The following is a 23,967-nucleotide window of genomic DNA, read 5'->3' on the forward strand; positions in this document are numbered from 1 at the left end:
GGTCGGCGTGACGGAGGAGCCGCCGGACCGGGAGGTGCTCTCGGGGGCGGACAACAGCTGGCTCCGGATGGGCGACCGGACGAACCTGATGACGATCACGGGGATGCTCCACTTCGACGACCCCGTCTCGTACGGGGCGGTACGACAGCAGCTGAAGGAGCGGCTGCTCCCGTTCAGGCGATTCCGTCAGCGGGTCGTCAACGAGGACACGCCGTTCCGTCGCCCGACGTGGGTGGTCGACGAGCAGTTCGATATCGACTGCCACCTCCACCACGTCGCGCTCCCGGAGCCACAGGACAAGGCCGAGTTCCAGTCGTTCGTGGGTGACCTGCTGAGCCAGCCGGTCGACCACGACAAGCCGCTGTGGCAGGGGTACCTCATCGAGGGGGCGGGCGACGGCAACGCGCTGGTGATGCGTATCCACCACGCGCTGGGTGACGGCTTCGCCATGATGTACGTCCTGCTCGGGCTGGCGGATGACCCGAGCGAGATCGAGCTCCCCGTCGGGGGGGTCCCGTCCCCCCCGGACCACGCCGCCGACGAGGACGCCACGTCGCCGGGCAGCCCGTCGGCTTCGACCTCGGCCCCGGACGCCGACGCGGACGACGGGCCGGGGGTGCTGGCGTCGCTCTCGAAGGCGCCGAGCCTCCTCGTTCGGGGCGCGCGCGCTGCGAAGATCGGTACGGAGTCGATGTTCCTCCCGGAGGAGCCCGAGACCGCGGTCAGCGGCGACCTGGGGCTGAAGAAACGGGCCGCCTGGACCGCGCCCATCGATGTCGACCGGGCCAAACGCGTGGGCCGGGCGTTCGACGGTACTATCAACGATGTCCTGCTCGCGACGACGACCGGGGCGCTTCGGCGCTACATGGAGGCACACGACGGGCACGTCGACCCGGACGCCGAGCACCGGACGGCCATCCCGGTCAACCTGAAGCCGCTCGACCGGCGCGACGAGCAGCTCGGCAACGCCTTCGGGCTGGGCTTCCTCCAGCTCCCGGTCGGCATCGACAGCGTGCAGGGCCGTATCGACGCCATCGGCGAGCGGACGGGGGCGCTCCGGCAGGGAACGCAGGCGTGGCTGATGCTGACACTGCTGCGGACGGTCGGGAACCTGCCGATGCCGTTCCAGGACCTGGCGATGTGGCGGTTCCAGAACCGGGCATCGTCGGTCATCACGAACGTGCCGGGGCCGACCGACACGTTCCACTTCGCCGGGGCCGAGGTGAGCGACATGATGTTCTGGGTGCCGACCTCGCAGGGTGTCGGACTCGGCATCAGTATCTACAGCTACGACGGCGATGTCCGGGTCGGTATCGCCTCGGACGCCGGACTCATCGACGACCCGACGGAGTTGACCGAGGCCTTCACCGACGAGTTCGAGGCCATCGCCGAGCAGGTCGGTATCGACCCGGTTCCGGCGGCCGACTGAACGTAGCGTCACCCCCACCGCAGGCTTGATGCTCTCCGGAACGGTATCGTTAGTAGTCTCGAATGCGTGAGCTCTCCGACCTCGCCGGCGTTCCGTCAGCCGTCTCCGGGGCGTCGGCAGTGCTGGTCCGTGCCCCGGGTCTCCACGACGACCGGGAGAACGCCTGCACGACGCTCTCGCTGGCCGGTGGCCCGACGGGCGTCGTCGCGGTCACCTACCGGGGAACGGCTGCCGAGTGGCTCGACCGGCTCCGAGGCCACCGTAACTCCCCTCGGTTGGTGACGGTGGTGACCGTCGGTGACGCCCTCGGCACGACCGAGGCGACCGAGGCGTCAGGAACGGTCGTCCGGCGGGTCGAGAACCCGGACGACCTCACGGGGCTGGAGATCACCGTCGGGGAGGCCATCGCGGCGCTTCCGGACGGCCCGTCGACACTCTGTTTCGACTCGCTGACGGCGCTGTTGCAGTACGCGGAGGTCGAGGAGGCCTACCGGCTGCTCCACCCGCTCGTCGAGCGGCTCCACGCGGCTGGCGTCGTGGGGCACTTCCACGTCGACCCGGTCGCGCTGGAGGACCAGGACCTCGCGGCGCTGACGGGCCTCTTCGACGCCGTCGTCGAACTCGGTGACGGTGCCGTCGAGGTCCGCACGTCCACCGGTGTCGGCCCCGACGACGGGGATGCAGACGGCGGCGACGACGGCTGAGGGGCGCGCCACCCTTCGTAAAGCGTTAAGCCGCTCCGCCCGGAACGACCCGGTAATGGCCAAGGACGTCAAGCCGACTCGGAAGAACCTCATGGCTATCGAGGAGCGCATCGAGCTCTCCGAGCGGGGCCACGACACCCTCGAGAAGAAGCGCGACGGCCTCATCATGGAGTTCATGGACATCCTCGACCAGGCCCAGGACGTCCGCGATCAGATGGACGACCGCTACGAGCGGGCCCAGCGCGCCATCAACATGGCGCGCGCGATGGAGGGAGATGTCTCCGTGCGCGGTGCCGCGGCCGCGCTCAAGGAGCACCCGGAGATCACGACCCAGTCGAAGAACATCATGGGCGTGGTCGTCCCGCAGATCGAGTCCTCGAAGGTGAAGAAGTCCCTCGATGAACGTGGCTACGGCGTCGTCGGCACCTCCGCGCGCATCGACGAGGCCGCCGAGGCCTACGAGGAGCTGCTGGAGACCATCATCCTCGCGGCCGAGGTGGAGACGGCGATGAAGAAGATGCTCACCGAGATCGAGACCACCAAGCGCCGTGTCAACGCCCTGGAGTTCACGCTCCTCCCCCAGCTCTACGAGAACCAGGAGTACATCGAGCAGAAGCTCGAGGAGCAGGAGCGCGAGGAGATCTTCCGGATGAAGAAGATCAAGGCGAAGAAGGAGGAGGAGGAAGCCGCCGAACGCGCCGAGGAGGAGGCCGAATCCGAGGCCGAGGAGCCGCTCGCCGCCGACGACTGACCGCCCCCTGGACGTCCGGCTACCCACACTGGTTTTTACCCCTGCCCGTGAAGGGTGGGTATGCGCTGCCCCGTCTGTAACGCGGCCGTCGTGACGTTCGACGTGTCCGAGGAGTACCGTGGCCATCTCCCGGCCGAGACCGAACACGCCGGCCTCTGCTCGCGCTGTCTCCGGCTCCACCCCGCCGACGAGGGTGGTGGCGACTTCGAGCAGCTCGGCGAGGAGTTCCCGCAGGACCCCGACGTGGCCGTGCCGATGGCCATCGCCATCGGCCTGCTGGACTCGCTGGCCCTGAACCGCCGGGATATCGAGGAACTGCTGGATGTCGTCATCGACGCTGGCGTCGACCCGATCCTGACCGTCGACCGGCTCCAGACCCAGGGCTCGACGGACCCGGCGGTCGACCTGAACCGGCGGATGGAGCAGCTCCAGCAGCTCATCAACGCGGGCAGCGAGGAGGAAGCGGCGTAGCGACGCAGGCCTCTCCAGAGACAGTTACTGCATACCGCGCGACCGCAGGGAGCGCGGTTTCTCCGCTGGCGACCGCAGGGAGCCAGCGGCCTTTTTTCTGAACGTTTTTTGCGACGAGCGGTACCCGAGTCGGAAAAAAGCTCGTTCAGAAGGTCTCGAGGTACCGGTCGAGCTCCCACTGTGAGACGTCGACCAGGTAGTCCTGGAACTCCTCGTTCTTGGCCTCGACGAACTTCTCGCCGATGTGTGGGCCGAGCGCGGAGAGGATCTCCTCGTCGTCTTCGAGCGCCTCGATGGCCTCGCCGAGGTTGGTCGGCAGCGTCTCGATGCCGTACTCCTCGCGCTTTGCCTCGTCGAAGTCGTAGATGTTCTCGCGGACGGGGTCGTCGCACTCCAGGCCGCGCTCGATGCCGTCGAGACCGGCGTGGATGAGGACGGCGAACGCGAGGTAGGGGTTACACGACGGGTCGGGGAAGCGGGCCTCGATGCGGCTGGCTGCCGGGACGCGCGCGGCGGGCTTGCGGATGAGTGCCGAGCGGTTCCGATCGGACCACGCCACGTAGACGGGTGCCTCGTAGCCGGGGACGAGTCGCTTGTAGCTGTTCACCGTCGGATTCGTCACGGCCGCGAGCGCGGGCGCGTGCTCGAGGATACCGGCGGTGAACTGCTTTGCCGTCTCGCTCAGGTTGAACTCGTCGTCCTCGTCGTGGAACGCGTTCTCGCCGTCCTGGAACAGCGAGAAGTGGGTGTGCATGCCGGAGCCGTTGATGCGCGGGATGGGCTTGGGCATGAACGTCGCGTGGAGGTCGTGCTGGGCCGCGATGGCGCGGACGACCGTCCGGAAGGTGCCGACGTTGTCGGCCGTGGTGAGCGCGTCGTCGTACTCGAAGTTGATCTCGTGCTGGCCCTGGGCGACCTCGTGGTGGGAGGCCTCGATGTCGAAGCCCATGTCCTCCAGGCCGTAGATGATGTCACGGCGGACATCCGAGGCGAGGTCCTTCGGTGCGAGGTCGAAGTAGCCGCCGGCGTCGTTGGTCTTCGTCGTCGCGCGGCCGTCCTCGTCCTCCTCGAAGAGGAAGAACTCCGGCTCGGGCGCGGCATTGACCGTGTAGCCGAGCTCGTCGGCCCGCTCGAGGGCCTGCTTCAGCACGTAGCGCGGGTCCCCCTCGAACGGTTCGCCCGTCGAGGTGTTGATGACGTCACAGATGAGCCGCGCGGAGGCGTGCTCGTCGGTGTTCCGCCACGGGAGGACGGCGAACGTCTCCGGGTCGGGCTTGAGCCGCATGTCCGACTCCTGGATGCGCACGAACCCCTCGATGGAGGAGCCGTCGAAGTAGATTCCTTCGGTGAACGCCTTCTCGGCCTGGTCGGCCGGGACGGAGACGTTCTTGACCGTCCCCAGGATGTCCGTGAACTGGAGCCGGAGGAAGTCGACGTTCTTCTCCTCGATCTCCTCGATCACCTGTTCCGCCTCCGCAGAGAGGTTATCGTTCGTCATTTTCGTCGTCACCGGGTTCCAACACTCCCTTGGATAAAATACTGGCGCTCTGGGCGAGTTTCTCTCCGTCGAACTAGAGGCAATACCTGCTATTATTGGATGAATGAATAGATTTGGTCCGATACAGCTCGGATAACTGTCCGAAGTTCAACGCCCGGGTCGCTCCCGTCGTTCGAGGTGAGCGTCAGGCGTTTCCGCGAAAAAGTGGGTGTTCATAAAGTTCTAAATCCCCTCTCCCGATAGGGAACGTATGACCTACGAGAACCTGGACCGCCGCCTCATCAACGCCCTGCTCAACGACGGGCGCGCATCGCTCCGCAGCCTCGCCGAGGACCTCGATGTCTCCGTCACGACCGTCTCGAACCACCTCTCGGATCTCGAGGAACAGGGCATCATCCGCGGCTACACACCCGTCGTCGACTACGGCGAACTCGGCTACGACGTCACCGCCATCATCCAGCTCAAGGTCGAGGGGGACGCCCTCCCCGACATCACCGACCGCCTGCAGGACCACCGGCAGATGGTCTCGGTGTACGAGGTCACGGGTGACCACGACATCGTCGCCATCGGGAAGTTCACCGATACGGACCACATGAACGAGGGCATCAAGGAGCTGCTCATCGACCCGGACATCAAGGAGTCCAACACCAGCGTCGTGCTCAACACGGTCATCGAGCACGAGCAGTTCGACCTGGACTTCGAGTAGAGCGTTTTCCTGCTCGAGTTCGGCGGCTTCGCCGTCCTCGGAACTCTTCGATCTCTGACGGGCTGCGGGAGAGCGAAGTTCTCCCCTGATGACGAGAGACGCCGAGGCGTCTCTCGAACCAAAACGCGCGCCTCCGGCGCGCGTACGCACTGCCCTGATTGTCAGCGGCAGCACTCCTCGTTCTGAATCTGTTCTAGAGTTCTACCGAGTATCTGAGTGGTAATGGTGGGATTCTGCACTTGTTTCTGCTCCGTCCAGATTATACGCGTTCCTCGACCACGTCCCCCACCAGCGGCAACACCAGCACGCCGGCGATGATGACCGCGCTGGCGGCGAACGCGATGGTGGGGCCGGGCTCGACCGCGTAGAGGTAGAAGAAGGGACCCCCGAGCACCGGGAGTCCGACGGCCGTGAGGATGAGCCCCGTCCGGCGACTCGTGGTGACCCGGAGTGCGTCCTGGCCGGCCGCCCCCCACGAGACGCGCGCCCCGAGCGTGGCCCCGAGCGCGGTCAGGTGCGTGGCGTCGAAGTTGGTGATGGCGCCGGCGAGCGCGACCAGCGCGGCCAGCGAGAAGACGCGTCCCGGGTTCCGGTCACCGCCGACGCGGAGCAGGACGGCGAGCGCGGCGCCACCGATAGCCCAGCCCGCGAACACGTCCACGAGGTAGTGGACGCCGAGCGCGACGCGCGAGAGGCCCACCAGCAGCACGACTGCCGACCCGACCGCGAGCCGCGTCCGGCGGTCGGTCTCCAGTGTGAGCGCGGCGCCGCCCCAGACGAGGGCCGCGCCGAGCGCGTGCCCGGAGGGGAACCCGGTCCCGTCGGCCGTCGCGGCATCGACGTAGAACGCCCGCAGGATGCCGGGGAGCCGGTCGGCACCGACGGCCACGCCCGCGCCTGGCGGGCGCGGGAGCACGAAGTAGCCCTTGAGCGTCGTCGAGAGCGCCAGCGCGGTCAGCGCACAGCCGAGCAGGAAGGCGGCGTGCCGGCGGTCGCTGCCGGCGACGGTGTCACCGACCCAGTAGGCACTCGCGAGCGTGAGGAAGTAGAACCACACGTCGCCGAGTTGGGTCAGGGCGGCGAAGCCGACCAGCAGCGCGAGGGGGAGGCCGGTGAACAGCGATTCGAGGCCGACACCGCGGGTCGCGAGCACGGCGGCGACCCGACGGAGCGCGTCACGACCGGGAACCATCCGGTCAGGAGCGGAACTCGTCGATGCGGTCCTTCATGCGCCCCGGTGCCCGGGCGGCGCCGACGCCGGCGCCGACCAGCAGCATCAGGGTGTAGAGCCCCAGCGTGGAGAGCCAGATGACGAACATGGCGAGGACGGCGGCGATGTCGCCGAGGAAGTAGAACGCGCCCAGCGTCATCGCGGTCCCGTACAGCAGGACGAGGTAGGGGCCCCAGCCACGGGCTTTCCCCTTGCGGACCTGCCCGCGGACGTACCGCTTGAGTTCGTCCGTGATCTCCTCGCGGTGGACGGTCCGGTCGTCGATGCGCTCCTCGAAGTCCGCGAGGTCCTCGCGGAGCCCCTCGACCGCTCGTCGGAGTTCCTCGTCGTCCAGTTCCTCGGTGTCGATGTCCAGGTCCAGCTCGGTGTCTCGTTCGGTCATGTCTGAGTCCCGCTTCTCGCTGTCGATGCTCTCCATCTCGGTCTCGATGTCGTCCTCCGCCAGCCGCCCCGCGTTGGCCGCGTTCAGGACCACGCCGACGAGGAGGATGAGGGCGCCGAAGTAGAGGAACGTCACGAGGAGGAGTGCGGCCCCGAGGACGCCGTAGGCGCTGGTGCCGGCGCCCGCGGCGTAGACCCGGAACCCCGTCTGGAGGGCGGTCCAGCCGATGGCGGCGAACACGGCCCCCGGGAGTGCCTCGCGTGGGGTGACGTTCCCCGCCGGGAGGAAGTAGTAGAGCGGGAAGAAGGCCGCCGCCAGCCCCACGACGAGCAGGAGCGTGCCGATGACGTTCGCGAGGTCGATGCCCAGCGCGGGGATGTCGACCTGCGCGATGAGGAACCCCAGAACCACCGTCCCGGCGATACCGAGGCCGACCGCGACGAGCGTGATGACCGCATCGCGGAGCTGCTCGATGATACCCGCCGGGAGCGGTGCCCCGTACACCGTCGAGAAGGCGACATCCATGCCCCGGAACAGCTTCAGTCCGGACCACAGTAGCACCGCCAGGCCGACGAGGGTGGCGCCGCCCTGGCCGGCGGCGGAGGTGAGCGCGCCCCGGACGGCGTCCCCGGCCTGGTCGCCGAACGCGGTGGCGGCCTGGTCTGCGAGGTCGGCGGCGAGCTGCTCGCCACCGAACACGCTCGCCGCGACGGTGGCCAGCAACAACAGCGGAATCAGCGAGATGAACGCGTAGTAGGAGAGACTGGCCGCGATGAACGTGACCTGGTCCGACCGGACCGCCCGGACGGTCGTCCGGGTCACGTCTGCCAGTCGCGACGCCCGCTGGTTCATGGCCCGGCGTTCGGCAGACGGTCACATAAAACGGGTGGAACCGGCGGCTGGTGTCGGGACGGGTTCCGTCGGGCGGTCACCGGGAGTTGTGGCCCTGTCACGGTCGGTCAGCCGTACTCGGGGAACAGGTCGTCCTCGACCTCGACCGCGACTCGCTCGGCCATGACGGCGTTGAGTGTCGCCCCGACCAGCAGCAGGAGGCTCCCGCCGTAGAGCCACGTCAGGATGAGCAAGACGGCGCCGAATGCCCCCGCGCTGGAGACGCCCACGTTCGATGCCCCGCTGATGTCGGCCAGCACCGACTGGAAGCCGACCTGGAACAGCGTCCACGTCGCCGCGGTGAACAGCGTCCCCGGCAGGACCTCCGCCGGCTCCGGGTCGACGTTGGGGAACAGGTAGTACATCGGGAAGAAGACGACTACGAGGCCCGCGAACAGCGCCAGCGGTTCGAGGATGGTGCCGATGGGCGTCGTCGCGCTCACGACGAACCCGACGAGGACCATCAGCCCGGCGCCGAGGGTGACGGTCGTGAAGACGACGGCAGCATCGACCAGTGCCTCGGGCAGCGAGTCGCGCTCCTCGGCGCCGTACACCTCCTCGAATGCGGCGTCGAGCCCCCGGAACGTCCGGAGCGCCCCCCACAGGACGACGGGAAGCCCCACGAGCGTCACCTGGACGCCCGTGGCCTCCTCGGTGAGCACCCGGTAGAGCAGCTCGTCGACCCGGGGGCCGAACAGGGCGGTCACCTGCCCGATGATGACCAGTGCGAGGTCCGTCCCGCCGAGAAGCGAGGCGGTGATGACCACCACCACCGCGAGCGGGAGCAGCGAGACGGCCACGAAGTAGGCGACGGCTGCCGCCAGGAAGGTGACGCGCTCGTTGCGCGCCCGCTCGACCACCTTCCGGGTGACGTCGACGGCCTCGCTGACGTGCTCACGGGCAGCGGTCGAGAGGTCGGTGGTTGCCACTGCGCCCGGGTTCGGCCCTGCCGTACAAAGGTTCCGTGGCCTCCGGCCCGTCACAGCCGGGTGCCCGCCCGCTCAGGCGAACAGGGCGGCCATCTCCGCCACGTCGGCGTCCGTCTTGAACGTCGTCCCGCCGTAGTGGGTCCGCGAGGCCTCGAAGCCGGCCTCGTGGAGCTCCTCGATGAACTCGTCCATCCCGATGGCCGGGGCGCTCCAGTTCCCGAACAGCCGGTGCTGGTCGTAGTGGGTCGGCTCGTCGAGCTCGCTGTCGAGGTGGTCCAGCGTCCGCCCGACGGCGCGGGACGCGCCCATCTCGTTCTCGTCGACGTGCGTGCGGACACGAGCGAGGAAGTCGGGTTCGTGGGTTCGCCCCAGCCAGAGCGGTCCGGCCGGTTTGGTCGGGCGCTCGCAGTCCGGACACTCCGTGACGGGGTCGTGGATGAGCCCACGCCGTGCGGTCCTCCAGAAGCAGTCCGGGCACCAGTCCACGTGGCCCAGTTCCTCCAGCAGGCTGTCCGCTGCCTGCGCGCCCGAGGTGAGTTCGAGATACGTCCGGGCGTAGTGGGGCGCCGAGTGCGAGAGGACGGGCTCGGCCGCCACGTCGTAGCGCGCGGCCGTCCGCACGAGGGCCGACAGCAGGATCCGCAGTCCCATCTCGGCGTGGAAATCCGTGTTCCGCGGGACGGCACCGTACGACCGGACGCCCGACTGGAAGTGGGCACCACAGAGCGGCGCCGTATCGGTGGCCGTCACACAGCAGAGCGTGCGGGCCGACCGGAAGGCGGCGTCGGCGAACGGGATGGGCGTCCCGAACGGGTCCAGGTCGACCACGTCGAAGCGCTCCTCGTGCATCAGCGCGTTCGCGTCCCGGTGGACCGCCTCGCCGTCGAGGTCGTTGCGCGCGAAGTTCTCGCGGGCCAGGTCGACGGCCTCGGGGTCCACGTCACAGCACGTCGCCTCGAACCCTGCTGCGGCCGCACGGACCCCCCGGATGCCCGAGGCGGCGGTCGCGTCCAGATACGAGCGTGGCGGCGGCCCGTCGACGCCTTCCGCCTCGGCGCGCTCGCGGTAGGCCCGCAGCACCGCCACCGTCAGGTCCCGGTTCAGCTCCTGCTCCGGGTTGTAGAAGACGGCGTCGCCCGCGCCCTGCTCGGGCTGTTCGGGCACCTCGACCGTGATTGTCCCCTCCGAGACGTCCATTTGCCGGAGAGAGTGGAGGCGGGGACAAAGGGGCTCCGTTCGTGGGTCGCATCGTTCCCGCCCGAAGAATCGCATCTTCTGGTATTGTGGGCGTATTCTGGAATCTACGCTTCGGATTACGTCTATATGTTGGTGTTTATAGATATCCTCTCCGTGCTCTGGTCGATTCCATCGAAAGCCCCCGCTCGCTCGGGGGTCCGCGACTCGTTGTGCTCCTCGGGCGCCTGCGACGCCCTGCGGTGCTTACTTCGCCGGGGACCCGCCTCGACTCGGCCCCGACGACGCAAGGACCACAGGCCGAACGAAGTGAGGCCGAGGACCGCAGCGAGTCGCGGCCGGTCGAGCGGGCGGGGGCTTTCAGCTGGTTCTCATCGTGGCTGTCGGTCCCGTCGTGAAGCCACCCTACTACCACCCATCCGCCAGAACCCGAATCCCTAAGCCCACACGACGAGCGCTCCCCGCCATGTTCCGCAGCGGTGCCTTCGTCGCCGAGCACATCACCCCGACCAGCGAGGAGCAGGTACAGCCCAACGGCGTGGACCTCACGCTGGAGGCGGTGTTCCGCCAGCGCGAGCCCGGGCGCATCACCACCGACGGGAAGTCCGTCGGCGCGCGCTACGAGCAGGTGAACGAACCCATCGGCGAGCCGCTCGCGGGCGAGGCGGGCTACGAACACGAGGACCAGGACGAGCCCGACCGCGAGGGGTACCGGCTCACGCCCGGCAACTACGTCGTCCGGTACGCCGAGATCATCGAGATCCCCGAGGGCCACGTCGGCTTCCTCTACCCGCGCTCGTCGCTCCTGCGCAACTCCTGTATGCTGAACACGGCGGTCTGGGACGCCGGGTACGAGGGGAAGGGCGAGGGCCTCCTGCAGGTCGGCCACGATATCGACATCGAGACGGGCGCCCGGGTCGCCCAGCTCGTGCTCGCCGAGGCCGAACACACCGGCGCGTACGACGGCGACTATCAGGGCGAGAACGTCTGAACGGGCGTTCAACGGCAGAATCGGGTGTCGTCGACCGGGTCCACTGGATAAACGACCGGTAATCGACTGCAACACGGCTACGCCATGTTCCCCCCACGGTCGGGCAATGGCAGATACCGGCAGGCGGACCTTCCTGAAGGGCGCGGGTGCGGCCGGCGCCGTGGCACTGGGTGCAGGCGCCGCGACCGCGACCGAGTCGCTCCCGCTCGACGACGAACTGGACCTCGCGGCGGCCAGCGAGGAGGCCATCGCGGTCGTCGACCCCGCGGCCGGGGTCGCAGCCGTGGCCGACCGCATCGCCGGCCTCGACGCCGACGCCGAGACGCGGGCCTACGACGTCCTCCCGCTGGTGTATCTCACCGCGCCGGGGCCGGTGCTACGCGAGGTGGCGACGCTGGACGGCGTCCGCTACGTCGCCGCGAACCGGACCCTCGAGTACTTCAACGAGGACGTGGCCCAGGTGACCGGCACGAACGCCGCCCGCTCGAACGAGGCCGTCGACGGGTCCGGCGTGCACGTCGCGGTCATCGACAGCGGCGTCGCCGCCACCCACCCGGACCTCGTCGTCGAGCGCAACTACCAGTGGTCGGGCAACCCGCTCGGGTCGCCGACGCTGTGGGCGCCCGCACACGACCTCGACACGGACGAACTCGGCCACGGGACCCACTGCTCGGGCACCGTCGCCGGCCAGGGCGACGTGGACGGCGGGATGGCCCCCGGCGTGACGCTGACGGGCTACTCGACGGGCGCGGCCGTCACCGTCCTCAAGTCCACCGCCGCGTACGACCACCTCCTCGCGACGCACGCCGGGTCGGTGGACGTGGTGTCGAACTCCTACGGCGCGGCCTCGGGCGAGGACTTCGACCCGACGACGCCGCTCAACGTGGCGACCGAGACCGCCACCTACGACCACGGCCTGCTCACCGTGTTCGCCGCGGGTAACGACGGTCCGTCGGTGAACACGCTCAACGACTACGCGAAGGCACCGTGGGTCCTCGGCGTGGCCGCCACCGACGACGACCGGAACGTGACGGATTTCTCCTCGCGGGGCCGCCCGGACGGCGCCCACGACCGCTCGACCGCGCTCGCGAACGGGACGGGCCTCTACCGGCCGGGGATCGCCGCCCCGGGCAATCTGGTCAACAGCACGATGTCGCCGGGTGACGCGCTTCAGGCGACGGCGCCCGACGCCGACGCCTTCTACGCCGCCATCTCCGGCACGTCGATGGCCTGCCCGGCCGTCTCCGGCATCGCGGCGCTGATGCTCGATGCGGCGGGCGGTGACGCCGACCCGCTCGATGTCATCCGGACCATCGAGGCGACCGCCGCCGACGCCGGCCACGAACCGCACCAGACCGGCGCGGGCTTCGTCGATGCCGACGCGGCGGTCGGGCGGGCGGCCGACGGCGACTGGGCCTGACCGACCACTCCGTTCCTGCCTGACCGGCTGTTCCAAAGATATCGGTGGTTCCTCGCGAATGGGCGTGCTATTGTGTGCCAATATCTGCTGGAATCTGTCGTTCGGGGGAGTTACAGAGTTACCTTTGGACGGGTTTGTCTCAATCCGTTTAGGGTCGCCTCCGTAGTGATGGGGTATGGACGCAAACCGGCGGACTGTGCTGAAGGGTGCGGGTGCCGCTGCGGGTGGTGCCCTGTTCTCGACGACGGGAGCGGCCGCCGACACCGTGCACGCCGCTCTCGGTGACGGTATCGACGCGGAGAGCGACGACCTGCAGGGGGCACTGGTCGTGTTCGAGCCCGGTGCCAGTTACGACGCCCTCGACCGGTTCGACCTCCCCGACGGGACCTACGAGATGGAGGCCCTCGATATCGTCTACACGCGGGCGACGGGGACGGCGCTTCGAGCCATCGCCAGTCTCGACCGGGTCCAGTACGTCGAGGCCAACCGCCGTATCGACTACCACAACGGTGACGCACAGGTCGCCACGACGGCCGGCGAGGCCCAGGAGCGCTTCGACCTGGGCTACACGGGCGACGGGGTCCATGTCGCCGTCATCGACAGCGGGGTCGACGCCTACCACCCCGACCTCCAGGACCGCCTGCGACACAACTACCAGTTCCAGGACCCGCTGAGCGCGGACACGGCCTGGACGGACGTCGGCCCTGCCGACACGGACGACATCGGCCACGGCACCCACTGCTCCGGGTCGGTCGTCGGCGAGGGGAACCGGAACCCCGAACACGAGGGGATGGCCCCCGACGCCGACCTGACGGTCTACTCCACGGGTGCAGGGCTGTTCATCCTCAACGCGGTCGCCGCGTACAACCACATCCTCGGCACGCTCACGGCGCCCGTCGAGGAGGGCGGCCTCGGCGAGGAGCTCCACATCACGTCGAACTCCTACGGCTCCTCCGGCGGGAACGACTTCAACCCCGCCGGCGGCCAGGAGCGCGCGACGTGGCGGGCGTTCGACGCCGGCATCACGGTCGTCTCCTCGGCCGGCAACAGCGGCCCGGGCACGAACACGCTGGGTGGCGCGAAGACCGCGCCCCACATCCTCTGTATCGCCGCCAGCCACGACGGCCAGGGCGAGGGCATCGACGCGACGACGAAGCCGACGAGCTTCTCCTCGCGCGGTCGGACGGCGAACTACGGCCAGCAGAACCCCGAGAGCGAGGGCGCCCGCTGGAACCAGTTCCCGAACGGCGAGGGCGGCTTCACCGGTGAGGACCGACGGGACGCGCTGGCCAACGTCAACGAGTTCAACCGCGAGAGCAGCTCCGCCGAGGCGTTCGCCGACGAGAAGCAGCCCGACTCGCTCTCGTTCACGGCCGGTCCCGGGGCCGACGCGAGTGTCGCCGCCGACGGCGCGAAGGTCGGCTCGCCGACGTACGTGGAGTACACGCCGAAGAACGACGGCGTCGGCTCCATCGAGGCGACCATCTCCTGGAACCCGCCGGGCCAGGACCTCGACATCAACCTCCGGAAGGGCAGCGAGGACGGCCCGGTCGAGAGCTCCGCGGCCTCGCTCAACAACCCCGAGGTGCTGTCCGCGCAGGTCGACCCCGATGCGACGTACTTCTTCGAGATCATCCCGTACGCCGCCGTGCAGGCGACCGGGACCATCGACATCGTCGAGCGCAAGCAGTCCGCGGACCCGCCGACCGGTCCGTACGGTGTCTACCGGCCGAGCGTCATCGCGCCCGGCAGCGCCGTCGTCTCGACGATGGGTGCCTCCGCGCTGAAGGCGCTGGAGGCCAGCTACGGCGCGACGCCCGCCGACACCGGCGTCTTCTACTCGGCGCTCTCGGGCACGTCGATGTCGTGTCCGGTCACCGCCGGGGTGACCGCACAGGTCATCGAGGCCTACTACCGGAACAACGGCGGCGAGTACCCCGACCCCGAGGAGGTCATCCGGCTCATCGAGGGGGGCGCCAACCCGAACGCCGAGCCGGCGTACACGCCGTACAACGCCGGTGCGGGACTGGTCGATGCTGTCCGGACCATCGAGACGTTCGCCGAACCGGGCAACGTCCCGACGTACGAGCAAATCAATCTCGCGCCGCTCGGTGACGAGCCGGTCACGCTCTCGGCGACCGGGTCCCGCCAGGACGACGGGCAGGTGTTCACGGCCGGCGGGACGAACCAGGTCACCGTCACCATCGAGACGCTCAGTCACAACGTGGACGCCGCCCGCGAGCAACTGCCCGACGGCTGGACGGTCGTCGGCACGAACGAGGGCGTGACGAAGGAGAGCGAGACGGAGGTCTCCTTCGACACGGGGATGGTGAACGGGGCGACCACGAAGGGGAAGACGGCGGAGTTCTCCTTCTTCGTCGAGGCGCCGAGCGACCCGGCTGCGAGCAACCAGTACTCCCTCGGGCCGACGGAGGTCAAGGAGTCCTCGGGCCGGACCGACACCACCGGCTTCGTCCCGGTCTCCGGGACCTCCAGCACGGAGTACGTCGCCGCCGTGGGGACCGGGTCGCCGCTCTGACCGGACGGTCCACTCGGAACCGGCGAGCCTCGCCGAAACATGCTGGCTGGAAACGACCGGCACGACGGTCCTGTCCGATATCTCGCTCCCGCTCCCCCGACTTGCTATTCGGGCGGTCCCATCGCCGACAGGTGTCCGGTTCCGGCCCGGCTCGACGCCGGTTCCGCCGAGATGCGTATAAATAACATAAACACCCGTACATGCGCACCCAAACACCTATCCTGTTCTGTCGGGTATCGGTGACAACTGCCAGCGGTCCCCCGGTGGTGCAATGAACTACGCACGTACACGACGTGGACTGGTGGTCCTCGTCACCCTCCTGCTCGGGCTGTCGCTCGTGGCGCCGGCTGCCGTAGCCGTCGGTCCCCACGACGACGGCTCGAGTGGGGACGGTTTCGGCGATGGGCTCTCCGGTTCGTCCGATAGCGATACCAACGGCTCCGATGGCCTGTCGTCGGATTCCGACTCGGAATCCGGGGATAGCTTGCTTTCTGACTCCGACTCGGGGTCGGATTCGGGCTCCGACTCGGACTCGGATTCGGGGTCGGGCTCCGGCACCGACACGAGCGGTGACACGACGACCAGTGGCGGCGACTCCTCCTCGGACACGTCCTCGTCCGATTCGGGCTCATCGGATTCGTTGGGGTCGGACGATGAGTCCGAGGAATCCGACTCGTCGGACTCGTTCGGCTCCGAGGACGATTCCGACGAGGAGATACTCCCCAGCGAGGGCGACGACACGTTGCTCCGGCAGTCGCTGCCGACGCTGGTGTCCGACTCGACGACGGCATCCCTCGACAGTGGGACGGTCAGCGAGACCGACCTCGTGGACGTGGATGCGACCTCCTCCACGAGCGGAACCACCTACGAGGTCGAGCTCATCGAGCTGACCGCCAGCGACGACCCGATCCTCCGGCTGACTGCCACCGGCGGGACGACGGACGGAGTTGCGACGACCCTCACGACGGTCTCCGACGCCCTGAGCGACACCGGCGACCGGTTCACCGTGGGGACGAGCGGGACCACCGACGCGACGGCCGAGGCCGCGCGGGTGGAGTCGACCGAGCCCCGTGACCCGGTCGCCCCGGTCGACGACGACACGGCGGCAATCGAGCCACGAGCCGCCGATGCCGACACGGACGGGGGCGGTGACACGGGCGCGACGCGGCGGAACGCTGTCGGGTTCGACGCCCCCATCTCGCCGGAGGACATCCCCGGCGGCCCGGGCGGAGCGGGCGCGATGGTCGGGCTTCTCGGGGCCGCCGCGGCCGTGGCCGCCCGCCAGTCGGGTGCGCTCTCGGGCATGACGGGGAGCCTCGAGACGACCGCCCGGACCACCGCGGCGGCGATGCCTGGCTCCAGCTATCTGGACCGTCTCGTCCGGATGCTGGCGCCGTTCCGCTACTCCCGGTACGACGATTCGGACCCGCTCGAACACGACGCCCGCGAGGCGATGTTCGAGGTCGTCGAGGACTCGCCGGGGACGTACCTCTCGGAGATCGCAGAGCGGGCCGACATCCCGCTGTCGACGGCCCGGCACCACATCCGCGTGCTGGAGCGCGAGGACCTGGTCAGCGGGGCGAAGGTCCGCGGCAAGCGCCGGTTCTACCCCGCGCACACGGAGGGTGTCGAACTGGCGGCCGCGATGAACGACGACTCGACGGCGGCGGTCATCGATGCGCTCGCACGCCTCGGTGCCGCCTCGGTCAGCGACCTCGCCGACGAACTCGGGAAGGACCCGAGCACGGTCACGCACCACGTCCAGCGGCTGGAGGAGGACGAGGTCGTGGTCCGCGAACGCGACGGACGCGCCGTGATGAACAAGCTGACCGCCGCTGCGCGGACGATGCTGGAGCCGGACGAGCGCCGTGCCGAGAGCCCGGCCGCCGGCGAGGCGATGGCCTCCGACTGACCTCCGGTTCCGTTCCTACTCCTTGAGGTCGCTCCCGTCCTCCGTCAGCAGCGCGATGTCCGTCGCCTCGAAGGCCCGGCCACGCTCGAACAGCGCCCGCACCGGGCCGGTCGTCTCCGGGCGGAACTCGACGGTGTAGCCCTGCATCCAGTTCTCGCCCCGGAGCCGTCCGGTCTCGGTGTCGCGGTCGGTCACCTCGATGGAGTGAGGTGTCCCCTCAACCTCGAACCCGAGGCGGTCCCCTTCGACCGCGTAGCGCAGCGGCGTCCGGGCGGTGTCCAGCTTCCGGGCGGTGGTCGGGCGGAGGTCCAGCCTCCCGGTCCGTTCGGCACCCTCGTAGGTCCCGGTCCAGCCGTCGCTGCTGCGACGGAGTTCCAGCGTGTAACCGACTGGCTCGTTCCGGAGGGTGATGACGCCTTTCAGCGAGTCGACGGCCTCTACGGTCCCACGGAACCGGCCGCCCCGGACGGTGACGTTCGGGTCGTCGACGCGGACCCAGCGCCCGAGCGCGCGCTCGCCGGTGACCAGCACGGCCGCCAGCGCGCTCGCGTCGGATGCGGGGTCCGCCACCGCTGTGGTCGACTCGTAGACGGACTCCCGGACCGCGCGGCGGGCCGCCCGCCGGACCCCATCGTTCAGGTCCGTCCGGGAGACCTGTGCAAGCACCGACCGCGAGCCCGCCCCCGTGTCGAGTCGCCCGGCCGCGCCGAGGGCGAGGCAGGCGGCCCGGCGGACGGGGATTGACTCGTCGCTCAGCAGGCCGACCAGTCGCTCGTGTCGCGTCCCGTCCGCCTGCGGGAGGAGGGCACAGAGCCGCGCGGCGTGCTTGCGGACCGGTGGGTGCTCGTCCGTGAGGAGGTCGGTCAACCGGGCCGCCGGAACGACCGCCGGGTGGCGGGTCGCGAGCCACTCCAGCGCCCACGCGACGCTGTGGCGGACGCTCTCGGACTCGTCGTCGAGCCGGTCCCGGAGCGTGGCCGCCGTCGAGTGGTGGGCCGCCGGGTCCCGGACGATGACCGCCGCGACGGGCCGGGCGACGTTCGCGCGGACACTGGCCACGGGGTCGGTCAGCCCCTGCAGCAGGTCGTCCAGCAGCGGCTCGACAACGGTCGGGTCGTGGGTGCCGACCTCGAAACAGATACGTGCGGCCGCCGTTCGGACCCGGTCGTCGCGGTCGGTCAGCGCACCGACGATCCGGTCGATGGCCGGGGCCATGATGCCGGGGGTCTCCGTCGCTGTCGCCACCAGCTGGGACGCCGCCTCCCGGCGTCGCTCGACGGTCTCACCATCAAGCAGCGCCGTGATACGGTCGTTCGGCACTCCCATTCACCTCCGATACGGCGGGCCCCGAAGTGTAACTGTCGGTGGGACGGTGTGCCGTGACACGGGTGGCTCACTCCCACGCCGGCCCGCCGGGCTCGACTTCGTCGGCACGCTCGCGGAGCCACGCGCGCTGTTCTCGGACCCGAGGCGGGAGGTCGGCGTACGAGTGGTCGAACAGGTCCGCGACCGCGGGCGGTGCGGTCGCCTCGGCGGTCGCCACGGCCTCGTCGGCCTCGCGTTCGGCCCGGTCGTGCTCCGACTCGACGAACGCCTCGTCCGCGATGTCCTGTTCGCGGGCGAACGCGGCGAGCCGGTCGAGGGGGTCGCGCTTGCGCCACGCGGCCACCTCGGCGCGGTCCTCGTACCGCGAGGGGTCGTCGCTCGTCGTGTGGGGACCGTGTCGGTGGACGAGCGACTCGACCAGCATCGGCTCGCCGTCCCGCACGCTCGCGAGCGCCTCCGTCACGACCTCGTGGACCGCCAGCGGGTCCGTCCCGTCGACCTGTCGGCCCTCGAAGCCGTACGCCTCGGCCCGTTCCGCGATGCTGTCGGCCGCGGTCTGTCGCTCGCGCGGCGTCGAGATGGCCCAGCCGTTGTTCTCGCAGAGGAACAGCACCGGGGTGCCGAACACGCCGGCGAAGTTCATCGCCTCGTGGGTGTCGCCCTCGGAGGTCGCCCCGTCGCCCAGGTACGCGACGACGGCCTCGTCGGTCGGGCCGTCGGTGGGATCCACGAGCCCGGCGGCGACCGCGCCGTCGCGCTCGCTCGTGTCCCCCGGGATGTCCGGCGGCGGGTCGGGGGCCACGGCGTTCCGGTAGTCGATGGCCATCCCGAAGCCGACGGCGTGGGGCAGTTGCGTGGCGATGGGGACGGCCTGCGGGAAGAGCCGCACCTCGTGGTCGGAGACGAACTCCGGATAGCCGCGCCGGAACAGGAGCACGTCGCTCATGGGGACCCCGCGGGCGAGCGCCATCGCGTTCGTCCGGTAGGTCGGGAACAGCCAGTCGACCTCGCGCATGGCGTGGGCGGCTGCCACCTGCGAGCCCTCCTGCCCCCGGTAGGGTGGGTAGCCGGACATCCAGCCCCGGCGCTGGAGCGAGAGGGCGCGCTCGTCGAAGACGCGGGCGCGGATCACGTCGCGGAGGAGGGCGCGGACGTCGCTCTCGTCGAGCGAGGTGTCCGCGAGGGGGCGTTCCCCGATGACGCGGTACATGGAGGGTGGGTGTTCTGCGGCCGGGTTAGCCGTTTGGGTGATGACGATACACTTGGTAATGGTCGGCTTTGTCGAATATGTAAAAATTTGGGAACCAGGATACTCTATTATGTGCTTGTTTCCTGGTTTGGATTTCAATTCGGGTCTCCGAAGCCATCGTACTCTCCCGTTTGCCGGTGACGGCGGCGATGGAACCAGCTGCGAAGCCCTCGCCCTTCGATTCCGCCAGGTCTCTCGTTCGTCAGTCTGCTCCGTGGGCCTCACACCTCCCCATCCGCCTGCGGTGCTCGCTCCCTCCGCTTCGCTCCGGTCGCTGTGCTCCTCGGCCCTCGCACGTGTAGAGGCGGCTGGCCGCCGGCACAGCCGCCAGCGCGCGCCCGTCCGACTGACGGGCAAGCACGTACCAACTGAACGGGAAGGCATTCCGGCTGGATTCATCGTGGTTGCCATCACCGTCGCAGTCTGGGCCCTCGCCTCGCCCGACTCACGTCACGAACGAGGCGCCATACTTAATCCGGTGCCGGGGCCACCGTCGGCCAGTGTTCGGGTCCGAACTCCTCCAGCTGGTGCCGCCGCGGACCGACTACGGGACCGTGGCGGACCTGCTGCGGCTGCTGCTCGTGCCGGCGTTCGGGTTCGCCGCCTACCGCGACATCCGGACCCGGCGGGTCGACGGGCGCCTGTGGGCGCCGCTGGTCGTCATCGGGGTCGTGGCGCTGTTGCTCGACTTCTCGCGGGTCGGGCTGACCTCGTTCTCCGGCGAGCGGCTGCTGTTCCGGACGGGCATCTCGCTGGGGCTGGTGGGGGCGCTGGGCTACCTGTTCTGGCGGCTGGGCGCGTTCGGCGGCGCGGATGCGAAGGCCATCATGTCGCTCTCGCTGTGTTTCCCGGCGTATCCAGACTACGCGCTCCCGCTCGGGCTTGGGACCGTGCCCGACCATCGCGCGACGCTGGGCGTGTTCTCGCTCACCATCCTCACGAATACGGTGCTGGCGGGGCTGGCCTACCCGCTCGTGCTGGCGGCCGGGAACGCCGTACAGGGCCGGTTCGCGCTCCCGATGTTCATCGGCCGGCCGGTCCGCGTGGGTGCGCTCGGGGAGACGTACGGCCGGCTGCTGGAGACGCCCGACGGGTTCGACCGCGGGGGGCTGGACCTCGATACGCTCCGGATGTACCTCCGCTGGCGCGGGACGACGCTGTCGGCGGTCCGGGCGGAGCCGGCGGCGTTCCGCACGCCGGACTCGGTTCCGGCCCCCGAGGCGCGTGGCGACCCGACCAGCGGCTCCGTCGCGGAGGGTGAGCCGGTGACCGATGGGGGCCAGCCGGCCGACGGGGACCAGCCGACCGAGGTCCCGCCCGTGCCCCGCGTCCCGACGACGGACGAGCCCACGAAACCGGCCGTCCGCCGCGTGGACGAGTGGGGCGCGGCGACGTTCCTCGACGACGTGGGCTACGCCTACGGCGCGACGGCGGCCGACATCCGCGAGGCGCTGGACCTCCTCGCCGACGCCGAATGCGAGCGGGTGTGGGTGTCGCCGGGCATCCCGTTCGTCGTCCCGATGTTCGCCGGGCTGGTCGTCTCGCTGATCGTCGGGGACGTGCTGTTCCTGCTGCTCGGGCTGGGGTGAGCCGAAGCGTTCGCCTCCGGTCGGCCCCACCCCGCGCCCACGAAAAGACCTATCCTCGGGACGGGCCTCGCTCCGGGCATGAGCGAGACCGAGTCCGTGGCGACCGACCTCGCCGTCGACCTCGAGTTCGGCGACGACGGGCTGGTTCCCGCCGTCGCCCAGGACGCCGAGAGCGGCGCAGTGCTGATGCTGGCCTACGTCGACGAGGAGGCACTGGCTGCCACCCGTGAGACGGGCTACGCCCACTACCACTCCCGGTCGCGCGACGAGCTCTGGAAGAAGGGCGGCTCCAGCGGCCACGTCCAGCGCGTCCGGGAGGTCCGGGTGGACTGTGACGGTGACGCGCTCCTCTACCGCGTCGAGCAGGAGGGTGGCGCCTGCCACACCGGCTTCGAGAGCTGTTTCTACCGGACCCTCGACGGCGAACAGGTCGGCGAGCGCGTCTTCGACCCGGACAGCGTGTACGACGAGAGCGATGGCGACGGGGACGACGAGGACTGATGTCCGACACCACGTCGGGAACCACGGCCGCGGACGGTGACGAGCGTGTCGAGTCCCTCATCGCGGAACTCGACGCGGCCGACACGGAGTTCGTGCGCCTCCGCGAGCGCGTCGACGAGTACGGCGTCGACGCGCTCGACCGCGTCACGGGGGCCTGCGAGCAGGTCGACCGGCTGTTCGAGCGCTACGAGGACCGCGCCACCGACTACGACGACTTCAAGGGGTACGTGGAGTTCCAGGACACCTTCGTCGAGTTCGTCGCGGACCTGCCCGAGGACCTGCCCGCCCGCGACGCGTTCGAGGCCGCCGACGAGACGTTCCAGCGCTCTCGCCTGAAGGAGAAGCACTTTGCGCAGGCGCGAGAGGACCTCCAGCCCGCCCGCGACCTGGCGCAACTGTACGAGGACTGGCAGGAGGCCCGCCAGCGCTACAGCGACGCCCGGTACGCGGTCGCACAGCGGCTGGAGACCGTCGAGACGCGCATCGCGGACCTCGAACAGACGCTCGAGTGGGGCGAGGCGGACCTGAGCGCGCCGGTCGAGCGGCTCCGTGACCCCATCGAGACGTACGACGACGCCGTCCGCGAGGCGTTCACCGACCTCCGGCGGGACGCGCCGGCACGCGAGACGCTCGATGTCCTCGCGGCGGCCGCCGCCGAACCGCTGCTCGACGCGCGCCGGCCGCCGACTCGACTGCTGGAGTACGTCCACGACCACGAGGTGGGCGAGGAGTCGGTGACGAAACTGCTGGAGTACGCGGGCTACTCGAACTCGAAACTGGGCCACTACGTCGACGACCCGGCGGCGTTCCAGCGGTGTGTAGCCGCCAACGAGACCTACCTCGACCGGCTCGACGCCGAGCCGCTGACGGTGGGTTGGCCCCCGCCGGCGGCGACCGACCTCCGATGGTGGGCCGACGCCGCCGAATCGGTCGTCCGCCGGTTCGCCCCGGAGGACGTGGTCGCGGCGCTCCGGGTGGTCCGGGAGCTGACCCACGATGCCGAGTACGACCGCCTGCAGACGACCGCCGTCGCGCGCGCGGAACTGGGCGAACGCGAGCGCGAGCGCCTGCGGAGCGGCGCGGTCGAGCGCGACCTCGCCGCGGCACGCGAGGCCCGGGACCTGCTGGCTACCGCGCTCGACGAGCATCCGCCGCTGGAGGAGCGCTGAGCCAGCCGGCGTCAGTTGCTCGTCGCGTTGCTCCGGGCGGTCGGACTCGCCGTCCGCACGTCGGTCGGGGTCCGGTCGCCGCGGGAGACGCTCAGGACGCGTGCGATGTTCCCCTTCCGGTAGAACAGTTCGGCGGTGTCGCCGAGCCGGACGCTGTTGAAGTCCCCACGGGTGAGGTTCGCCTCCCCGCAGCCGCCCGCCCCCTCGGCATCGGGTGCGCAGTCGTGCTGGACGAGGTAGTCGACGGCCGCGTACTGGCTGTTCAGCGCCTCGCCGAGCGGCTGGGAGACGATGAGCGGCCCGTCCTGCTGGAAGTCGTTCTGGTGGCCACGGGCGATGGTCCGGGCCTCGCCGATGGCGTCGTAGGCGATGCGGCCGCGGCCGTTCTCGGTCTCGACGATGACGTACTTCGCGCGGACCAGGCCCGTCTGCGTGACGCCGAGCGTGCTGAGGCACCCGCTCAGGGCTGTCGTCGTGCCGAGTGCCGCCGCGCCGAGCGCCCGGAGCGCTGCCCGTCGTCGCATGGCCGTCGGTTCGGGAGGTGGCGCAAGGAGGGTTGCGGTCGCGGTCGGGCTGTGACGGGGCTGGACGAGGCAGAAGACATTTCAGCGTCTCTCGGGCATGCCTCGTATGATATCTCCCACGACCGCCGAGTTATCCGATGACGACCGACGGTTGATCGAACGGGCCGAGGCGGCCACGAAGACCGCCTTCGACCCGGACCGGTGGGACGGAGCGCACATGGTGGGTGCCGCCGTCCGGGCCGCCGACGGCCGGACCTTCACCGGGGTCAGTATGCCGTCGAACGTCGGGCGAACCAGTATGTGTGCGGAGCCGGTCGCGCTGGGGAGCGCGATCGGGGCCGGTGTGTGCGACTTCGACGCGATCGCTGCCGTGCGCCACCCGCTCCCCCAGGAATCCCGTGAGTTCGAGGTCGTTCCGCCCTGTGGTGCGTGTCGGGAGCTCATCGCCGACTACGGTCGAGACGTAGCGGTCGTCGTCCCCCACGACGAGGAACTGCGGACGGTCACCGCGATCGACCTGCTTCCGACGCGGAACTGGTAGCCCCGTACGCTCCTCCCGCC

The 23,967-nt window shown here is 69.7% G+C and carries 21 protein-coding genes; 13 read left to right on the forward strand and 8 right to left on the reverse strand.

Features of this window, described 5'->3' with window-relative positions; all coding sequences use genetic code 11:
* The first annotated feature begins 7 nt into the window (after window positions 1-7).
* The 4 genes from NL114_RS12680 to NL114_RS12695 all read left to right on the forward strand — a co-directional run bounded on the left by NL114_RS12680 (window position 8) and on the right by NL114_RS12695 (window position 3,355).
* On the forward strand, window positions 8-1,429 hold the full coding sequence (locus tag NL114_RS12680; RefSeq protein WP_254821285.1) for a wax ester/triacylglycerol synthase family O-acyltransferase: 1,422 nt from the start codon (window positions 8-10) through the stop codon (window positions 1,427-1,429).
* Between the two features lie 62 nt (window positions 1,430-1,491).
* Window positions 1,492-2,133, forward strand: a complete 642-nt coding sequence (locus tag NL114_RS12685; RefSeq protein WP_254821286.1) for a DUF7504 family protein — start codon at window positions 1,492-1,494, stop codon at window positions 2,131-2,133.
* Between the two features lie 55 nt (window positions 2,134-2,188).
* Window positions 2,189-2,884, forward strand: a complete 696-nt coding sequence (locus NL114_RS12690) for a V-type ATP synthase subunit D (protein ID WP_254821287.1) — start codon at window positions 2,189-2,191, stop codon at window positions 2,882-2,884.
* Between the two features lie 60 nt (window positions 2,885-2,944).
* Window positions 2,945-3,355 carry a DUF6276 family protein gene (locus NL114_RS12695; protein ID WP_254821288.1) on the forward strand — a complete coding sequence of 137 codons (411 nt, stop codon included), beginning with the start codon at window positions 2,945-2,947 and terminating at the stop codon, window positions 3,353-3,355.
* Window positions 3,356-3,500: 145 nt separating this feature from the next.
* Here NL114_RS12695 and glnA read toward each other — a convergent pair whose 3' ends face one another.
* The gene (gene glnA / locus NL114_RS12700; RefSeq protein ID WP_254821289.1) at window positions 3,501-4,853 is read right to left on the reverse strand and encodes a type I glutamate--ammonia ligase; all 1,353 of its coding nucleotides are present in this window, start codon (window positions 4,851-4,853) and stop codon (window positions 3,501-3,503) included.
* Window positions 4,854-5,103: 250 nt separating this feature from the next.
* Between glnA and lrp the strand changes: the two genes are divergently transcribed.
* Entirely contained in the window at window positions 5,104-5,559 is a 456-nt protein-coding gene (gene lrp, locus NL114_RS12705) for an HTH-type transcriptional regulator Lrp (RefSeq protein ID WP_254821290.1), read from the forward strand.
* A 259-nt stretch (window positions 5,560-5,818) separates the two neighbouring features.
* On the opposite strand, the gene NL114_RS12710 is transcribed toward lrp, so the two are convergent.
* From NL114_RS12710 to NL114_RS12725, 4 genes are all read right to left on the reverse strand, one after another.
* On the reverse strand, window positions 5,819-6,751 hold the full coding sequence (locus NL114_RS12710; protein ID WP_254821291.1) for a phosphatase PAP2 family protein: 933 nt from the start codon (window positions 6,749-6,751) through the stop codon (window positions 5,819-5,821).
* A 4-nt stretch (window positions 6,752-6,755) separates the two neighbouring features.
* Entirely contained in the window at window positions 6,756-8,024 is a 1,269-nt protein-coding gene (locus tag NL114_RS12715) for a YihY/virulence factor BrkB family protein (RefSeq protein ID WP_254821292.1), read from the reverse strand.
* 107 nt (window positions 8,025-8,131) lie between these two features.
* The gene (locus tag NL114_RS12720) at window positions 8,132-8,992 is read right to left on the reverse strand and encodes a YihY/virulence factor BrkB family protein (RefSeq protein ID WP_254821293.1); all 861 of its coding nucleotides are present in this window, start codon (window positions 8,990-8,992) and stop codon (window positions 8,132-8,134) included.
* 72 nt (window positions 8,993-9,064) lie between these two features.
* Window positions 9,065-10,189 carry a tRNA (guanine(26)-N(2))-dimethyltransferase gene (locus NL114_RS12725; protein ID WP_254821294.1) on the reverse strand — a complete coding sequence of 375 codons (1,125 nt, stop codon included), beginning with the start codon at window positions 10,187-10,189 and terminating at the stop codon, window positions 9,065-9,067.
* A gap of 463 nt (window positions 10,190-10,652) precedes the next feature.
* Between NL114_RS12725 and NL114_RS12730 the strand changes: the two genes are divergently transcribed.
* The 4 genes from NL114_RS12730 to NL114_RS12745 all read left to right on the forward strand — a co-directional run bounded on the left by NL114_RS12730 (window position 10,653) and on the right by NL114_RS12745 (window position 17,048).
* On the forward strand, window positions 10,653-11,177 hold the full coding sequence (locus tag NL114_RS12730) for a deoxyuridine 5'-triphosphate nucleotidohydrolase (protein WP_254821295.1): 525 nt from the start codon (window positions 10,653-10,655) through the stop codon (window positions 11,175-11,177).
* A 106-nt stretch (window positions 11,178-11,283) separates the two neighbouring features.
* Window positions 11,284-12,597: a S8 family serine peptidase gene (locus tag NL114_RS12735; RefSeq protein ID WP_254821296.1), complete on the forward strand. Its 1,314-nt coding sequence runs from the start codon at window positions 11,284-11,286 to the stop codon at window positions 12,595-12,597.
* 175 nt (window positions 12,598-12,772) lie between these two features.
* Complete coding sequence (locus tag NL114_RS12740; RefSeq protein ID WP_254821297.1) at window positions 12,773-15,136, forward strand: S8 family serine peptidase; 2,364 nt, start codon at window positions 12,773-12,775, stop codon at window positions 15,134-15,136.
* Between the two features lie 271 nt (window positions 15,137-15,407).
* The gene (locus NL114_RS12745) at window positions 15,408-17,048 is read left to right on the forward strand and encodes a winged helix-turn-helix transcriptional regulator (RefSeq protein ID WP_254821298.1); all 1,641 of its coding nucleotides are present in this window, start codon (window positions 15,408-15,410) and stop codon (window positions 17,046-17,048) included.
* A gap of 15 nt (window positions 17,049-17,063) precedes the next feature.
* Here NL114_RS12745 and NL114_RS12750 read toward each other — a convergent pair whose 3' ends face one another.
* Both NL114_RS12750 and NL114_RS12755 read right to left on the reverse strand, forming a co-directional pair.
* Window positions 17,064-18,374 carry a HEAT repeat domain-containing protein gene (locus tag NL114_RS12750; RefSeq protein ID WP_254821299.1) on the reverse strand — a complete coding sequence of 437 codons (1,311 nt, stop codon included), beginning with the start codon at window positions 18,372-18,374 and terminating at the stop codon, window positions 17,064-17,066.
* Between the two features lie 67 nt (window positions 18,375-18,441).
* Window positions 18,442-19,584 carry a thiamine pyrophosphate-dependent enzyme gene (locus NL114_RS12755; RefSeq protein WP_254821300.1) on the reverse strand — a complete coding sequence of 381 codons (1,143 nt, stop codon included), beginning with the start codon at window positions 19,582-19,584 and terminating at the stop codon, window positions 18,442-18,444.
* A 539-nt stretch (window positions 19,585-20,123) separates the two neighbouring features.
* Between NL114_RS12755 and NL114_RS12760 the strand changes: the two genes are divergently transcribed.
* From NL114_RS12760 to NL114_RS12770, 3 genes are all read left to right on the forward strand, one after another.
* A complete protein-coding gene (locus NL114_RS12760; RefSeq protein WP_254821301.1) occupies window positions 20,124-21,212 on the forward strand; it encodes an A24 family peptidase in 1,089 nt (362 codons plus the stop codon).
* Between the two features lie 78 nt (window positions 21,213-21,290).
* The gene (hisI, locus tag NL114_RS12765; protein ID WP_254821302.1) at window positions 21,291-21,713 is read left to right on the forward strand and encodes a phosphoribosyl-AMP cyclohydrolase; all 423 of its coding nucleotides are present in this window, start codon (window positions 21,291-21,293) and stop codon (window positions 21,711-21,713) included.
* On the forward strand, window positions 21,713-22,882 hold the full coding sequence (locus tag NL114_RS12770; RefSeq protein ID WP_254821303.1) for a DUF7118 family protein: 1,170 nt from the start codon (window positions 21,713-21,715) through the stop codon (window positions 22,880-22,882). The genes hisI and NL114_RS12770 overlap by 1 nt, the downstream gene beginning before the upstream one ends.
* Window positions 22,883-22,893: 11 nt before the next feature.
* Here the strand turns inward: NL114_RS12770 and NL114_RS12775 are convergent, their stop codons facing one another.
* A complete protein-coding gene (locus tag NL114_RS12775; RefSeq protein WP_254821304.1) occupies window positions 22,894-23,406 on the reverse strand; it encodes a hypothetical protein in 513 nt (170 codons plus the stop codon).
* Between the two features lie 106 nt (window positions 23,407-23,512).
* On the opposite strand from NL114_RS12775, the gene NL114_RS12780 reads away from it, so the two are divergent.
* On the forward strand, window positions 23,513-23,947 hold the full coding sequence (locus NL114_RS12780) for a cytidine deaminase (RefSeq protein ID WP_254821305.1): 435 nt from the start codon (window positions 23,513-23,515) through the stop codon (window positions 23,945-23,947).
* Window positions 23,948-23,967 lie beyond the last annotated feature (20 nt).

The sequence above is a fragment of the Haloglomus halophilum genome, from assembly GCF_024298885.1.
Lineage (GTDB): Archaea > Halobacteriota > Halobacteria > Halobacteriales > Haloarculaceae > Haloglomus > Haloglomus halophilum.

What these genes read in the sequence shown, in the direction of transcription:
- NL114_RS12685 (WP_254821286.1), top strand. Translation starts at nt 1,492, where the DNA reads ATGCGTGAGCTCTCCGACCTCGCCGGCGTTCCGTCAGCCGTCTCCGGG.
- NL114_RS12690 (WP_254821287.1), top strand. Translation starts at nt 2,189, where the DNA reads ATGGCCAAGGACGTCAAGCCGACTCGGAAGAACCTCATGGCTATCGAG.
- NL114_RS12695 (WP_254821288.1), top strand. Translation starts at nt 2,945, where the DNA reads ATGCGCTGCCCCGTCTGTAACGCGGCCGTCGTGACGTTCGACGTGTCC.
- glnA (WP_254821289.1), bottom strand. Translation starts at nt 4,853, where the DNA reads ATGACGAACGATAACCTCTCTGCGGAGGCGGAACAGGTGATCGAGGAG.
- lrp (WP_254821290.1), top strand. Translation starts at nt 5,104, where the DNA reads ATGACCTACGAGAACCTGGACCGCCGCCTCATCAACGCCCTGCTCAAC.
- NL114_RS12710 (WP_254821291.1), bottom strand. Translation starts at nt 6,751, where the DNA reads ATGGTTCCCGGTCGTGACGCGCTCCGTCGGGTCGCCGCCGTGCTCGCG.
- NL114_RS12715 (WP_254821292.1), bottom strand. Translation starts at nt 8,024, where the DNA reads ATGAACCAGCGGGCGTCGCGACTGGCAGACGTGACCCGGACGACCGTC.
- NL114_RS12725 (WP_254821294.1), bottom strand. Translation starts at nt 10,189, where the DNA reads ATGGACGTCTCGGAGGGGACAATCACGGTCGAGGTGCCCGAACAGCCC.
- NL114_RS12730 (WP_254821295.1), top strand. Translation starts at nt 10,653, where the DNA reads ATGTTCCGCAGCGGTGCCTTCGTCGCCGAGCACATCACCCCGACCAGC.
- NL114_RS12735 (WP_254821296.1), top strand. Translation starts at nt 11,284, where the DNA reads ATGGCAGATACCGGCAGGCGGACCTTCCTGAAGGGCGCGGGTGCGGCC.
- NL114_RS12740 (WP_254821297.1), top strand. Translation starts at nt 12,773, where the DNA reads ATGGACGCAAACCGGCGGACTGTGCTGAAGGGTGCGGGTGCCGCTGCG.
- NL114_RS12745 (WP_254821298.1), top strand. Translation starts at nt 15,408, where the DNA reads ATGAACTACGCACGTACACGACGTGGACTGGTGGTCCTCGTCACCCTC.
- NL114_RS12750 (WP_254821299.1), bottom strand. Translation starts at nt 18,374, where the DNA reads ATGGGAGTGCCGAACGACCGTATCACGGCGCTGCTTGATGGTGAGACC.
- NL114_RS12755 (WP_254821300.1), bottom strand. Translation starts at nt 19,584, where the DNA reads ATGTACCGCGTCATCGGGGAACGCCCCCTCGCGGACACCTCGCTCGAC.
- hisI (WP_254821302.1), top strand. Translation starts at nt 21,291, where the DNA reads ATGAGCGAGACCGAGTCCGTGGCGACCGACCTCGCCGTCGACCTCGAG.
- NL114_RS12770 (WP_254821303.1), top strand. Translation starts at nt 21,713, where the DNA reads ATGTCCGACACCACGTCGGGAACCACGGCCGCGGACGGTGACGAGCGT.
- NL114_RS12775 (WP_254821304.1), bottom strand. Translation starts at nt 23,406, where the DNA reads ATGCGACGACGGGCAGCGCTCCGGGCGCTCGGCGCGGCGGCACTCGGC.
- NL114_RS12780 (WP_254821305.1), top strand. Translation starts at nt 23,513, where the DNA reads ATGATATCTCCCACGACCGCCGAGTTATCCGATGACGACCGACGGTTG.